The sequence below is a fragment of the Methanocaldococcus jannaschii DSM 2661 genome (genome assembly GCF_000091665.1).
GTDB classification, from domain to species: domain Archaea; phylum AGJL01; class Methanococci; order Methanococcales; family Methanocaldococcaceae; genus Methanocaldococcus; species Methanocaldococcus jannaschii.
Window position 1 is genome coordinate 96,439 of sequence record NC_000909.1, and the last position, 13,800, is coordinate 110,238.

The 13,800-nt window shown below is 31.6% G+C and carries 10 protein-coding genes, 2 tRNA genes and 1 pseudogene; 6 read left to right on the forward strand and 7 right to left on the reverse strand.

The genetic code is table 11. From position 1 onward, the window contains the following. Window positions 1–60 precede the first annotated feature (60 nt). Together MJ_RS00510 and MJ_RS00515 are read right to left on the reverse strand one after the other, a co-directional pair. On the reverse strand, window positions 61–615 hold the full coding sequence (locus MJ_RS00510) for a UbiX family flavin prenyltransferase (protein WP_010869594.1): 555 nt from the start codon (window positions 613–615) through the stop codon (window positions 61–63). 372 nt (window positions 616–987) lie between these two features. After that, a tRNA-Met gene (locus tag MJ_RS00515) sits at window positions 988–1,099 on the reverse strand. Window positions 1,100–1,190: 91 nt separating this feature from the next. Here MJ_RS00515 and MJ_RS00520 point away from each other — a divergent pair. The 3 genes from MJ_RS00520 (at window position 1,191) to MJ_RS00530 (ending at window position 4,796) form a co-directional block, all read left to right on the forward strand. Further along, window positions 1,191–1,278, forward strand: a tRNA-Leu gene (locus MJ_RS00520). A 241-nt stretch (window positions 1,279–1,519) separates the two neighbouring features. Continuing rightward, window positions 1,520–2,821: a radical SAM protein gene (locus MJ_RS00525; protein WP_010869595.1), complete on the forward strand. Its 1,302-nt coding sequence runs from the start codon at window positions 1,520–1,522 to the stop codon at window positions 2,819–2,821. 13 nt (window positions 2,822–2,834) lie between these two features. Next, window positions 2,835–4,796, forward strand: coding sequence for an IGHMBP2 family helicase (locus MJ_RS00530; protein ID WP_064496391.1), 1,962 nt, complete (start codon window positions 2,835–2,837; stop codon window positions 4,794–4,796). A 1-nt stretch (window position 4,797) separates the two neighbouring features. On the opposite strand, the gene MJ_RS00535 is transcribed toward MJ_RS00530, so the two are convergent. Both MJ_RS00535 and MJ_RS00540 read right to left on the reverse strand, forming a co-directional pair. Continuing rightward, complete coding sequence (locus tag MJ_RS00535) at window positions 4,798–5,142, reverse strand: DUF473 domain-containing protein (protein ID WP_064496392.1); 345 nt, start codon at window positions 5,140–5,142, stop codon at window positions 4,798–4,800. A gap of 256 nt (window positions 5,143–5,398) precedes the next feature. Further along, window positions 5,399–6,103: a proteasome assembly chaperone family protein gene (locus MJ_RS00540; protein ID WP_064496393.1), complete on the reverse strand. Its 705-nt coding sequence runs from the start codon at window positions 6,101–6,103 to the stop codon at window positions 5,399–5,401. A 191-nt stretch (window positions 6,104–6,294) separates the two neighbouring features. On the opposite strand from MJ_RS00540, the pseudogene MJ_RS00545 reads away from it, so the two are divergent. Continuing rightward, window positions 6,295–7,879 (forward strand): annotated as a pseudogene (locus tag MJ_RS00545) (dihydropteroate synthase-like protein). Next, entirely contained in the window at window positions 7,879–9,210 is a 1,332-nt protein-coding gene (gene pyk / locus MJ_RS00550; protein ID WP_064496394.1) for a pyruvate kinase, read from the forward strand. The pseudogene MJ_RS00545 and the gene pyk overlap by 1 nt, the downstream one beginning before the upstream one ends. 12 nt (window positions 9,211–9,222) lie before the next feature. Here pyk and MJ_RS00555 read toward each other — a convergent pair whose 3' ends face one another. Together MJ_RS00555 and MJ_RS00560 are read right to left on the reverse strand one after the other, a co-directional pair. Continuing rightward, entirely contained in the window at window positions 9,223–9,981 is a 759-nt protein-coding gene (locus tag MJ_RS00555) for a bifunctional fructose-bisphosphatase/inositol-phosphate phosphatase (RefSeq protein ID WP_010869601.1), read from the reverse strand. Window positions 9,982–10,172: 191 nt separating this feature from the next. Further along, window positions 10,173–10,442 (reverse strand): SemiSWEET transporter, encoded by a 270-nt coding sequence (locus tag MJ_RS00560; RefSeq protein WP_064496395.1) that lies wholly within the window; start codon window positions 10,440–10,442, stop codon window positions 10,173–10,175. A 77-nt stretch (window positions 10,443–10,519) separates the two neighbouring features. Between MJ_RS00560 and MJ_RS00565 the strand changes: the two genes are divergently transcribed. Next, window positions 10,520–11,710, forward strand: coding sequence for a preprotein translocase subunit SecD (locus MJ_RS00565; protein ID WP_010869603.1), 1,191 nt, complete (start codon window positions 10,520–10,522; stop codon window positions 11,708–11,710). Window positions 11,711–12,252: 542 nt separating this feature from the next. On the opposite strand, the gene acsC is transcribed toward MJ_RS00565, so the two are convergent. Beyond that, window positions 12,253–13,719, reverse strand: coding sequence for an acetyl-CoA decarbonylase/synthase complex subunit gamma (gene acsC, locus MJ_RS00570; RefSeq protein WP_010869604.1), 1,467 nt, complete (start codon window positions 13,717–13,719; stop codon window positions 12,253–12,255). Window positions 13,720–13,800 lie beyond the last annotated feature (81 nt).

Consider the following 13,800-nt stretch of genomic DNA (forward strand, 5'->3'; position numbering starts at 1 on the left):
AAAATATTATATTTCTTCAATTAAAAATTTTATTGTTTTCAGAAATTTTAGAATTATACTTTAAACAGTTCCCCATCTTTTAAATAAGCTATTATCTATTCCCAAAATATCTAAAACTCTTCCAACAACAAAATTAATTATATCATTTACATTTTTTGGTTTATTATAGAAAGCAGGAATTGGAGGCATTACTATAGCTCCCAAATTTGAAAGTTTTAACATATTTTCTAAATGTATGCTATTAAATGGCATCTCTCTTGGCATAATTATCAATTTCCTTCTTTCTTTTAAAGCGATATCACAAACTCTAACTATTAAATTTGCTGAGTATCCGTTGGCTATGGCTGATAAAGTTTTCATTGAGCAAGGCACAACTACAACAGCATCAAATTTGTTTGAACCAGATGCAAGAGGTGAGAAAAAGTCATCATTCTCATAATAGTCCGTCGCTAATTTTTTTATTTCTTTCCAGTCAATATCAAGCTCTTCTTTAATTATTTTTTTAGCTGAATTTGAGATAATTAGATTAACTTCAGCTCTATCTTTCAATACCTCTAACAATCTTTTTGCATAAATGACTCCACTCGCCCCGGTTATACAAACAATAATTTTCATAAATTCACCATTAAAAACTGTTAAGTTAAGATTTAAAAAATAAATACTATTTAAAAATAGTTAATCCATAAATCTAAAAAAATAAATATAACAACCTAAAATAAAATAATAAAATGGTGCCGAGGGAGGGATACAAACGAAACTTTTAGAAAAAGTTAAACAAAATCTTTCAGATTTTGTAGCCCGAAGCTAACGCTTCGGTTAAATGAAAACTAAAAGAGTTTTCATAGCTGGAAAGCGTAGCTTTCCATTTCATCAAAATAGGATGCATTGCCTCGCTACGCTCGGCAATGCCTCTTAAAAGAAAGTGGGGTTGCCTCTGGCAACCCTGCTCTGAGTATCCCAATAGGGCGAAGCCCTATGGAATAAAAATGGTGCCGAGGGAGGGATTCGAACCCTCGACCTCCCGGTTTCCCAGGACCCAGGCGTAAAGCCTGGGATATCCGTATGAGCCGGGCGCTATAACCAGCTAAGCCACCTCGGCACGCAACATCATTATAATTACAAACCCATATATATACTTTTCGGCGTAAGTTTTATATAGGGAGGTTTATAAATAAAATTTGCCTTTAAGGGCGGGGGTCGCCAAGCCAGGTCAAAGGCGCCAGATTGAGGGTCTGGTCCCGTAGGGGTTCGCGGGTTCAAATCCCGTCCCCCGCACCAAATATTTGATAGCGGGTTAGAAGAGGCATTGCTTCCATTAGGAAGCAATGTATCCTGGGTATAGCAATAGGGCGAAGCCCTATGCTTTAAACCCCATCCCCCGCACCAAATATTTTGAGCTTTTTTTAATTTGGACAATATTAGTAACTGCAAAATCTTCTTTTAGAATAATAATAACCCAATATAACAAGATTGTTTAAATTGTTTTTAATTAATGTAAATATTTGAATGTTGTGGGATTATGGTGTGCTTAGATTTATCACAATACAGGATGATAACCGACGTTAAAAACAAAGATAACACATTAATCCTTGAAATAAACAAAATTTATGAGATTGAAGTTGAAATTCCTTATGAAGAGGTTGAAATTGATGGCTCAATAATAAAAATTAATGCTCATCCAAAAAGAGCTGAAAATATAAAGGTTGGGATTTTAAACTTAATTTCTTATAGCATAGCTAACAATTTAAAGAGCAAAATAACAAAGAGAAAAACTATATATATAAATGAGCCAATTCCTCTAATAGGGCATACTGCCTTTGGTTTAATTGAAAGAGGTAGAAATATAATCCAAGTTAGAGGGCATTGTGGCTGTAATTTAAACTGCATATTTTGCTCAGTGGATGAAGGAGAGTTTTCTAAAACAAGAAAAAATGATTACTATGTTGATTTAGAGTATTTAATTGAGAATTACAAAAAGATTGTTGATTTTAAGGAAAATAAGTTTATTGAGGCACATTTAGATGGGCAGGGAGAGCCAAGCCTTTATTATCCATTAGTTGATTTAGTTCAAGAACTGGCAGAGATAAATAAAAAAGGTAATGGTATCGTTTCCATGCAAACAAACGGGACAGTTTTAAATTATAAACTAATAGATGAGTTAGAAGAGGCCGGGTTGCATAGGATAAACTTATCTATCAATGCCTTAGATGAAAAAATGGCTAAAATGCTCTCTGGTAGGAGAGATTACAATATTAAGAAGATTTTAGATATTGCTGAATATATAAAAAACTCTAAGATTCATCTATTGATTGCTCCCCTTTTATTGCCAAACATAAACGATGAGGAATTTAAGAGAGTTATTGAGTATGCTGTTGATTTAGAGCAGAAAAATCCTCAAAACATTATTAATCCATTAACCGGGAAAAAAGACCCCATTTTAGGTTGCCAACTTTGTAGGGTTTATCAATTAGGTAGAAGACCTAAAAAAATGAAGGTTTGGGATTTTGAGAAGTTTTATTATTTGTTAGGGAAATATGAGTTAGAATATAAGAAGAAAGGTATAGAGGTTAAGCTCATAACTTCACCAAAGGATTTTGGAACGCATAAGAGGAAAAGATTGCCTTATCCATTCAAAGTTGGTGAGGTAACAAAAGTAAAAGTTGTTTTAGATGGAAGAGTTAAAGGAGAAGTTTTGGGAGTTGCTAAGGATAGGGTAATTCAGATAATTAACTGCAATAATGAACAAAATCTAATAGGGAAGACAGTTAAAGTGAGAATTTTGAGAAATAAGGATAATATAATAGTTGCAGAATTGGTTTAAAAGTGGTGATAGCTTGAATTTAGTTGATTTATACGTAAAGAAATTCATGGATTTGATTGAGATTGAGAGAAGATGTGAGATGGATTTTCATAAAAATGAGATTATTAAATTAGGCAAAAAGAGAGAGAATGTTGGAAGAGCAATTTTAAATTTAAAAGGGAAATTTTTAGGAGAGAGCTTAGGTTGCACCATTGTAAGATTTGGGAGAAAAAAGCCATTTAAAACAGAAATATCTCCGGGAGACGTTGTTTTAGTTAGTAAAGAAAACCCATTGCAGAGTGATTTATATGCGAATGTCATATACGTAGGAAAGAACTTTATAGATGTTGCCTTTGATGTTGATGTCCCAAAATGGGTTTATAAAGAAAGAGTAAGAGTTGATTTATACGTAAATGACATAACATTTAAAAGAATGAAAGAAGCTTTAAGAGAATTTGCAAGAAAGAGGGATAAATTAGCTTATATAATATTAGGCATTGAACACCCAGAAAAACCTTTAAGAGAGGACATCAAATTAGAGTTCTATGATAAAAATTTAAATGAATCACAAAAATTAGCAGTTAAAAAGGCAGTTTTAAGTAGGGATTTGTATTTAATTCACGGCCCTCCAGGAACTGGAAAGACAAGAACTATAACAGAGGTTATCGTCCAAGAGGTTAAATTTAACAAACATAAGGTTTTAGCTACAGCAGATTCAAACATAGCAGCAGATAACATCTTAGAGTACCTAATAAAAAAATATCCAGATTTAAAAGTTGTTAGGGTAGGGCATCCAACAAGGATTTCAAAGGATTTGATTCAACACTCTCTCCCCTATCTAATTGAAAATCATGAGAAATATCAAGAAATCCTAGCTTTAAGAGAGAAGATTAAAGAAATTAAAGAACAGAGGGATAAATTTTTAAAGCCCTCCCCAAGATGGAGGAGAGGAATGAGTGATGAGCAGATTTTAAAAGTAGCTAAAAGAAAGAAATCCTACAGAGGGATTCCTAAGGAAAAAATCGTTAGTATGGCAGAATGGATTATAAGAAATAAAAAGATTAAAAGAATCATCAATAATTTGGATGAAATTACTGAAAAAATCATGAATGAGATTTTAGCAGAGGCAGATGTTATCGTAGCAACAAACTCTATGGCTGGTTCAGAAATTTTGAAAGGCTGGGAGTTTGATGTGATTGTTATTGATGAAGGAAGCCAAGCAATGGAGCCTTCTTGCTTAATTCCAATTGTTAAAGGAAGAAAGCTAATCATGGCTGGAGACCATAAGCAATTACCACCAACAGTTTTAAGTGAGAATGAAGAGCTAAAAAAGACTTTATTTGAGAGATTGATTAAAAAATATCCAGAATTTTCATCAATATTGGAGATTCAGTATAGAATGAACGAAAAAATCATGGAATTCCCAAATAAGATGTTTTATAACAACAAATTAAAGGCAGATGAGAGCGTTAAAAACATCACTTTATTAGATTTAGTTAAAGAGGAGGAGATTGATGAGGTTGATAGAGATATTATAAACGAAATCCCAGTTCAATTTATAAATGTTGAAGGGATTGAAAGGAAAGATAAAGAATCTCCATCTTATTACAACATAGAAGAGGCGGAGAAGGTTTTAGAGATAGTTAAAAAACTTGTAAAGTATAAGATACCAACAAACGTTATAACTCCTTACGATGCCCAAGTTAGGTATTTGAGGAGGTTGTTTGAAGAGCATAACATAGACATAGAGGTTAATACAGTAGATGGATTCCAAGGAAGGGAGAATGAGGCTATAGTTATCTCATTCGTTAGAACAAAGAACTTTGGATTTTTGAAGGATTTGAGGAGGTTGAATGTTGCCATAACAAGAGCTAAGAGAAAGCTAATTTTGATAGGCAATGAAAATCTATTGAAGCAAGATAAAGTCTATAATGAAATGATAAAGTGGGCAAAATCTGTTGAAGAAGAACACAAAAATAAAATTATCCAAAAATAAATTAATACATTCTAAATGTTATCTCTACATGGATGGATTCATATTTAACACATTTAGCAAATCCCAACATTTCCAATTGAACCCTTCCAGCTATAATTTCCTTCTCTTCAAAGCCGTTTATCATTTGAGGGACTAAAGAGACATTTATAACCCTTCCTAAAATTCCTTCAGTTCCATTCCTCAAATCTTCCCTAAGTGTTGATGTTATAAAAACCAAATCTCCTTCTTTTAGGTTTTTAACTGTCTCTAAGTTTAATGCATTGATTATAGTGAATGTCTTTATATGATTTTCAATAAAATCATTAATTGCATTTTCATTAATTCCAAATAATCCATAAACCTTCATAATACCACCAAAATACCAATTCGAAAGTTTTAGCATATTCAAACAATATAAAATCTTCAGATTGGACATTAATTGGGACTGAAAGTCCCAACTTAATGGACGTGTGGTATCCACACCATAAAGGGGCTACGCCCCTCTTGGGATACTCCCCTAATATTGCTAATTTACACCTCCGAGCATAAGCGAGGAGGTGTTAGGTTTTGATGAACCTTTTACTAAAAGGTTCATACCAATAGGAGGTTTCCTCCTATGGTAGTTAAATGTACATTGGATATTCCTTTCTACTCTTTGACATCATCTTTAAATGTTGCTCTGCCAGTTCTTTAAGTTTGTTTTCAATAGCTTCAGCCTCTTTGATGAGATTTTCAATATTTACATTTAGATTGAACATTTTATTCAAAACCTCTAATAGATTAGCCCCCCCTCTTGGGTCTGGTCTAATTCCAACAGTTTCAGCCAACAAACCAATAGCATCAAACCCATTGTCATGGCATTTTATTAATAAATTTCCCCCCATTCCTCCCACAACTCCAAAATCAAATATTTCAACATAATTTTTTAAATCTTCTATCAACTCTTCTTTATTTGCTATTCCAAATACTTTTTCTGATTTTCCTGCCATTATTCCTCCAAGAGAAACAAATAGTTTTGGATTTTTGTTTGAAAATGTTTTAACTATAAACTCCGCCAATCCATTAATCTTAAATGGAGAGATTATTATATCTGAAAATAAAATAATAAAATCTTTGTTTGCATACGCTCTCACTGGAGGGTAGGGAATGCCTTTCTCAATAGTTGTGAGTGGAAGGATTCCATCAACTTCAAAGTATCCAAAATATTTTAGGTTTAGGTCTTTTATTATTTGAAAACCTGCTATGCTTCCAACTAATCCAGTTCCAGGAAATGCTTCAATAACTATGGGATTTTCAAACTCTATTTTTGCTTTTTCTACGAACTTCATACTATCCACCAAATTTAGCTAAGTATAAATTATGTTTTAATTTAATTACATTTATAGTTTTCATTTTAAGACTTTCGCAGTATTATATATTAAAAGGCATTTAGATGCCCTTAAGCATAAATTTTCTTTAAAAAATTTATTTCTACGAAAGTCCTAAATCTTATATTGACTATGAAAGTTTGAGGGAGATTATGAAAATTCTAATAATCACTGGAAAATTAGCTGAAAGGAAAGTTAAAGATGCTGTGAAAAAATATGATTTTATAGATGTGCATGTAGCAAATATCTCTGTAGCTGCTTTTTTAACACCTAATTTAATAATTAAAGAAATTAAAAAATTAGAAAACAAATTAGGAAAAAAATTAAAAGATATTTATGATTTTGTTTTAGTAACTGGGTTGATAAGACATGATTTAAAGAATGTTGAGGAAGAAACCGGAATAAAATGCTTTAAATCTACAAGAGAAGCTTCTGATATTCCAATATTGATTGAAAATCTGGATAAGATAAAACTATCAACTAAAGAGTATGCCGATTTGCAGTTATTAGAAATTATTAGAAAGAAATGTGAGGAGGAGATTAAGAAAGCAGAGGAGCAGGAATTAGGAGAAGGAGATATAAAGATAGGCAAATTAAAAGTTGGAGATAAATTCCCAATGAGAGTTTTGGGAGAGATAGTCCATGCCCCATGGCTAAAAGAGAAAGAGTTGGAGGAGAAAATAATATATTACTTAGAAAGTGGGGCTGATATGATTGATTTGGGAATGGTTAGCAATGAAAATAATGCAGATAAAATTAAAGATATGCTAAAGATAGCGAGAGATTTAACTGACAATCCAATTAGTGTAGATACATTAAACACAAAAGAATTAATTGAGGCAATAAATTTAGGGGCAGATATGATTTTGAGTGTTGATGCTGGGAATTTAGATGAGCTAATTCCATATTTAAAAGATTCAGAAACGGCAGTTGTTGTTCTGCCAACAAATTATAAAACAAACTATGTCCCAGAGACTATTGAAGGCAAAATTAAATCCTTAGAGGAGAATATAAAAAAGCTAATAGATGCTGGAATTGAAAAAATAGTTGCTGACCCAATATTAGAGCCAATAAACAATGCCGGATGCAGTTTTATAGAGAGCGTTATTGCATGTAGAGAATTTAAAAAAAGAAATAAATTGCCACTATTTTTTGGTGTTGGAAATGTTACAGAGCTTTTTGATGCTGATAGTAATGGAGTCAATGCTTTGTTAGCAGCTATTGGGGCTGAGATTGGAGCTAATATATTATTTACACCAGAGGCAAGTGCTAAGTGTAAATTTTCAATAAAAGAGTTAAAGATTGCCTCAAAGATGATGTTTTTGGCTAAAAAAAGGAACTCTCTGCCAAAGGATATTGGCTACAATTTGATAAATTATAAGGATAAAAGATTTGAGGAGGAAATAACCTTCAATAGTTACAATATCCCAATAATTAAAGCTGAAGAAGATGAGAGGCAGATATTGGATGAAGGAAGTTTTAAAATAGAAATTGATAGGAAGAACAAAGAGATAGTAGCAATATACTTTAATAAAAGAAGAGAACCAGTTTTAATAATTAGAGGAAAGAAACCAAAAGAAATTTATGAAACCGCGATAAGATTAAATTTAATAAAAAAGTTAGACCATGCATCTTATTTTGGTAGAGAGTTAGCTAAGGCAGAGATTGCTTTAAGGATAGGTAAAAAATACAATCAGGACTTTGATTTGTTCCTATAATGAATTTTGGTGGGAATGATGAGAAAAACTAAAATTTTAGTCACTTTAGGACCATCCTTAGAAAATAAATTAGATAAAGCAATAAATTTGATAGATGGAGTTAGATTTAACATGTCTCATGCCACAACAGATTATTGTGAAAAGTTTTTGAATATATTGGAAAAAAATAATATCGCCAAAGTTATGGATTTGAAGGGAATAAAAATTAGAATTAAAGAAGTTAAATTAAAAAATAAAATATTAAAAATGGGGGAGAAGGTTGTTATTGGAGAGGATATAAAGCTCAACTACAATATAGACACAATTGAAGAAGGGCATTTTATTTTAATAAACGATGGGAAAATTAAGCTAAGAGTTGTAGAAAAAACTGATAAAATTATCGCAGTTGTAGAAGTTGGGGGAGAGATTAAAGAAGGTATGGGAGTTAATCTTCCAGATACAAGGATAGAACTCCCAATAATTGATGAAACTGATTTGAAGAATATAAAATTCGCTGTAGAAAAGGACTTTGAATATATTGCTTTATCATTTGTTAGGAATAAGGAAGATGTTAAGGAATTAAAAGATATTATATCAGAATACAAAGGAGATTGTGAGGTAATATCAAAAATAGAAACTAAGGAGGGATTAAAGAATATAAAAGAGATAGCAAGAGAAAGTGATGGAGTGATGGTAGCAAGGGGAGATTTGGGTGTAGAGGTTCCAATAGAAAATATTCCAATTGAACAAAAGAATATATTGAGAATAGCTAATAGATATGGAATTTTGTCAATAACAGCCACACAAATATTGGATTCTATGATAAACAATCCATTTCCAACAAGAGCTGAGGTTACAGACATAGCTAATGCCATATACGATGGAACTGACTGCTTAATGCTCTCCAACGAAACAACTATTGGAAAATACCCAATAGAGGCGATAAAGGTATTAAATAAGGTTGCCAAAGTGGCAGATGAACATTATGAGGAGTTTGGTGATAGAGTTTGTTTAGAGGTTGAGAGCATTGATGAAGGTTTAGTATATGCTGTTTATGAGCTATATAAGAAGCTAAATACTAAGTTAGTTATAACTCCAACATATTCTGGAAGAACTGCTAAGTTAATATCTAAATTAAGGATAAATAGTAAAATAATAGCTCCAACGCCAAATATAAGAACTTTAAAAAGGTTGAGATTGGTTTGGGGAGTTGAAAGCTGTTTGATGGAAGAATTTGATGATATGGAGAAAATAATCAACACCTGTAGAGAAATGGCTAAAAAAGAAATTGGAAAGGGGATTTACTTAATCACATTAGGTCATCCAATAGGTCAAAAGAAAACTAACACTATAAAAGTTGAAAGTATCTAAAAATATTTAAGGTTATAAGAGGTCTAAAATTATATCTAACATTTCTTTGCTATTTGCTACAATAATATTCAATCTATCTGTTGCATTTAGGTCAAATTTCAGTTCATCTCCATTTTCATCTGTTATTAAGGCTCCTGCTTCTTTGCAGATTATATATGATGAGGCAATATCAACAGCTCTAACCTTAGGTCTTACATCAAAAACAGCATCTAAAGTCCCTTTAGCTACATAACACATTTCTAAACCAAAAGCTCCAAATATTCTCACTCTTTTAACTTTGTTCCTTAATTTTTCTAAATCTATTTTTTTGCTTGGATAGTAGCTTATAACTATATTATTTGGATTGAAGTCTTTAACTTTAATCTTTCTTCCGTTTAAATAAGCTCCTTTTCCTTTATATGCCTCATAAAAACTTTTAGTTAAAAATTCGTAGGTTAAGCCATAATATGGCTCATTATTTTTAAATACTCCAAAGCAGAATGCAAAAAATGGAATTCCATTTATAAAATTAAAAGAACCATCTATTGGGTCAATAACTACAGTCCATTCGCTACTGTTATCTATAACACCCAACTCTTCACTCACGATATTAACATTCAGCGATTTTAAATATTTTAAGGCAATATCTTCACTAATTTTGTCAAAAATTTCTGTTTCATCTCCGCTTGGAGAAGTTCCAACAACGTAAGATTTATCTTTTCTTCCAAAATATGGTAAAATTTCTTTTTCAATCTCTTTTGCAATATTTTTCCCAATTTCATCCCATTTCATTTTCTCATCCTATGCTTTATTTTTAAATTTAAATATACAAAATAAGATAATAGTCAATATCTAAGATTTCTTCATCTCTTCCTTTATTTTAAGATAGGTTATCGGTATCGCAAGCATATAGAGGAACCTCTATTACTATACTCCGAGTGGGCTTTACTATGTTCAGCCCCACTTTCTATATTTAGCTTTCATTAAGATTTTCTCATCTCATCTCTTATTTTCAAATAAGTTATCGGTATCCAAAACATTAAAGACAAAATGTTAAATACTATTATTGGGTAATCATTTCTTAATATTCCATATATTAACCAGAGTGTCAGTCCAGTTGTGAATGTTATAACAAAAGCTAATGAGATGTTGCTCATATCTTTCTCCTTCAAAGACTTTATTAATTGGGGGAGAGATGCAAAGGTTGTTAAAGTTCCAGCAATATAGCCGATAACAGTTATATCAAAGTCCATATTAATCACCACAAATGTTATAAATTTTAAAAGAGTTTGTTAAAATTTACCAACTTATATAGGTATAGGTGGGATAAATGGATATATCAAAACTACTGAAAGATAGAAAAATACTGATTTTAATTATATTTGTTACTCTATCTGTATTCTTAATCGTATTTAAAGGACTTGATTTTGGGATTGATTTAAGTGGAGGAACGATTATTGTTTTAAAAGCAGAGAAACCAATGAGTGACAAAGAAATAGAGGCAACAATTAAAATTATTACAGAAAGATTGAATTATAATGGATTAAACGATGTAGTAATATATCCAAGAGGAAATGATGAAATTATTGTAGAAATTCCAAAAAGTTGTGATACTGATAGGATAATTAAAATATTGAAACAACAAGGGGTTTTTGTAGCAAAGATTGACAATATAACTGCATATACTGGAAGTGATGTGCAGAATGTTGAACTTCCAACAAAGATTCCACAAGGGGAAACTTGGGCTTATGGAGTTCCTTTTGAATTAACATTAGAAGGAGCTAAAAAGTTTGCCGAAGTTGCTAAAGGTAAGGCATATCATAAAGTTGAGTTGTATATGGATGGAAAGTTAATCTCAGCTCCTGTCTTATCTCCAGACTTAGCTGATGGAAAACCTCATCCACAGCAGGTTATTACTGTTGGAGCATACCCTCCAACTAAAGAAGAGATTGACGAAGCAATGGCTATTTATTCAGCTCTAAAATCTGGAGCTTTGCCAGTAAAATTGGATATTGAATATATATCTACAATATCTCCAGAATTTGGTAAAGAATTTTTAAAAGGAACAGCTATTGCTTTATTATTGGCGTTTATAGCTGTTGGGATAATAGTCAGTATTAGATACAAACAGCCAAAGATAGCAATCCCAATTTTAATAACCTGTATATCAGAAGTTATTATTATATTGGGCTTTGCTTCTTTAATAGATTGGAAGTTAGATTTACCTTCAATAGCAGGGATTATTGCTGCTGTAGGAACTGGAGTTGATAACCAAATTGTCATAACTGATGAGGCATTAAAGAGAGGAGCTGGTAAGATAAGGGCAAGCATTAAAAGGGCTTTCTTTATAATATTTGCCTCTGCGGCAACATCCATCGCAGCTATGCTTCCTCTATTTGTTCTTGGGGTGGGAATGTTAAAAGGATTTGCAATAACTACAATAGCAGGGGTTTTAATAGGGATATTTATAACAAGACCCGCATTTGCAAGAATTATAGAAGAGATGTTTAAAAAGTTTTAAAAATCCAAACTATTAAATTTATTTCTATTTTTTTAGAAACTAAAAGAGTTAAAAATTTAGTTCCTATTTTTCAAATTTATTGAATTAGACTAAATAAAAAATTATTTTTATTCCATATTGGTCTGATTTTAATGAAATGTTTATTCTTGGAGAGCCACACATTATTTGTGATGAGTTTCCATTCCGAATCGGTCTGATTTTAATTCTTTTAATATTTAAAATTTTCTCCCTTTAATAAAACAGAGCATTCTTATCTCCTTAAATTCAAAAATTTAACTTATTAGTTAGAGAAATCTTATTTAGATAATTATTTAATTTTTATTTTTAAAAATCTGAATAATTCAATAAACTCAAATATTCTAAATAATCAAACCAGCAAACCCTTAGAAATTAAATTTAAAACCTCTAAATAAATAATTCCTAAATACTCTTATTTTCAAAATCCAAACATATTCAACAAGACAATCAATAAACCAAACAACAAAATCAGAAATTCCAAACCTACAATTTTTCTTTTTTATAAAAATATTTAAATAATGTATTTAAGCTGTTTGATTCTTCTCCTTCCATTCTTTTAATATCTTATCCCAGTTATTTCTTAAGAAGTCACCAACTTGAGATGAATCTCTTGTTCCAACAACACATGTCCAGCCGGTTTTGTCTTCAATATCTCCTCTTGTAGAAGCAGCTAAAGCTGGCAATATTATTATCCTGTGGCTAACTTTATCAGCGATTCCTGTCTCTTCAATTAATTTTTTAGCATTTTCTCCATTATACTGCCCTCCTGCAACTGAAACATCAACAGCCTTTCCTCCAGTGTCCATAACCAATAGCCAGCAGGTAACGTTATCTTTCTCAAAGTCTCCTGTAACTGTGTAGAATGTTAATGAGAAGTTTGTTGTTAATATAACTGGGCTGTTTTCGTCTGGATTGCCAATTGGGTATAAGCCTGGCTCAACTGCCTGTGGCTTTCTTGGGTCTGTATAGATACACTGTCTCAATGTTAGGACTGGCATTAATTCCCATATATCCATTCCATGCATAATTAAAGCATCTGCATATCTGTTCATCAATGTATTGGCTATTGTAGCCTCAAACATCTTAGCAACAACCTCTTTATCCTCAAAAAATCCAGAGATTGGGCATTCATTTTTTAAAGCATAATAATAAGCGTTAATTGGTAAATTTAATATTGGAAATCCTAAGTATTTATCTTCCTTCTCAATAGCACTCCTCCTAATCATTACATTCAAATCTAATGTTTCAGCGATATTTTCTGGGTATGTGTGAGGTTCTAAAACTAAATCTTCAATACCATTAGCTAAGCACTTTGCAGCCATGTTTTTTAAATCTTTAACATTATTTGATGATAAAACCAAAACAACGTCCTTTTTAACTTCTTTAATAACCTTTATGAAATCATTTAACGTTTCTTTTGTTGCGGCATAGACCATTGGCTTTGATTTAACAACTTTTAAAGCTTCCTTTATAACCTCCGGATTTAATGAGGCAATGCAAATAGGCATCTTTGTTTCTTTTTCAACAATTTCTATAGCTTTTTTAAACTTCTCAACATCTCCAGATGCATTTCTTATAACAATAAAGTCTAATTTTAACTTTTCTCCAGTTCTTTCAAATACAAAGTTCTCTATTTCCTTAGCTCTATTTTTAATTTCTTCTTCACTTAACTCGTCGCTAATATCAACACCAATTGGTGTAGGGTTAAAGAATGATAACTGATATCTATACATTACCTCGTCTCCACCCATAACCGCCTTTTTTTCTTCGTTCCCAAACCAAACTTCTTTTACTGGTGGAGAGATAAGCTCTATAATCTTCTTTTTATTTTTCTCAAATTTTGGGGTGTTTAATATAGGACATTGGTCAATTGTTGCCTCTTTCTCTAACAGTTTTGTAGCAAATGCCATGCATGACGGATAACCGCATTTTTTACAGTTTGTTTTTGGCAGTAATTTGTAAATATCCATTGCACTAATCTTTTTTGGCATTCTATCACCTTTAGATTAATAATTACAATTATATTACAATTTTATGCCTTTGCCACAATCTAATCGTAGTTGTTGGTGTTT

Bases quoted from the DNA above. Each gene is read 5' to 3' on its own strand.
- MJ_RS00510 (WP_010869594.1), bottom strand. From the start codon at position 615: ATGAAAATTATTGTTTGTATAACCGGGGCGAGTGGAGTCATTTATGCA.
- MJ_RS00525 (WP_010869595.1), top strand. From the start codon at position 1,520: ATGGTGTGCTTAGATTTATCACAATACAGGATGATAACCGACGTTAAA.
- MJ_RS00535 (WP_064496392.1), bottom strand. From the start codon at position 5,142: ATGAAGGTTTATGGATTATTTGGAATTAATGAAAATGCAATTAATGAT.
- MJ_RS00540 (WP_064496393.1), bottom strand. From the start codon at position 6,103: ATGAAGTTCGTAGAAAAAGCAAAAATAGAGTTTGAAAATCCCATAGTT.
- pyk (WP_064496394.1), top strand. From the start codon at position 7,879: ATGAGAAAAACTAAAATTTTAGTCACTTTAGGACCATCCTTAGAAAAT.
- MJ_RS00555 (WP_010869601.1), bottom strand. From the start codon at position 9,981: ATGAAATGGGATGAAATTGGGAAAAATATTGCAAAAGAGATTGAAAAA.
- MJ_RS00560 (WP_064496395.1), bottom strand. From the start codon at position 10,442: ATGGACTTTGATATAACTGTTATCGGCTATATTGCTGGAACTTTAACA.
- MJ_RS00565 (WP_010869603.1), top strand. From the start codon at position 10,520: ATGGATATATCAAAACTACTGAAAGATAGAAAAATACTGATTTTAATT.
- acsC (WP_010869604.1), bottom strand. From the start codon at position 13,719: ATGCCAAAAAAGATTAGTGCAATGGATATTTACAAATTACTGCCAAAA.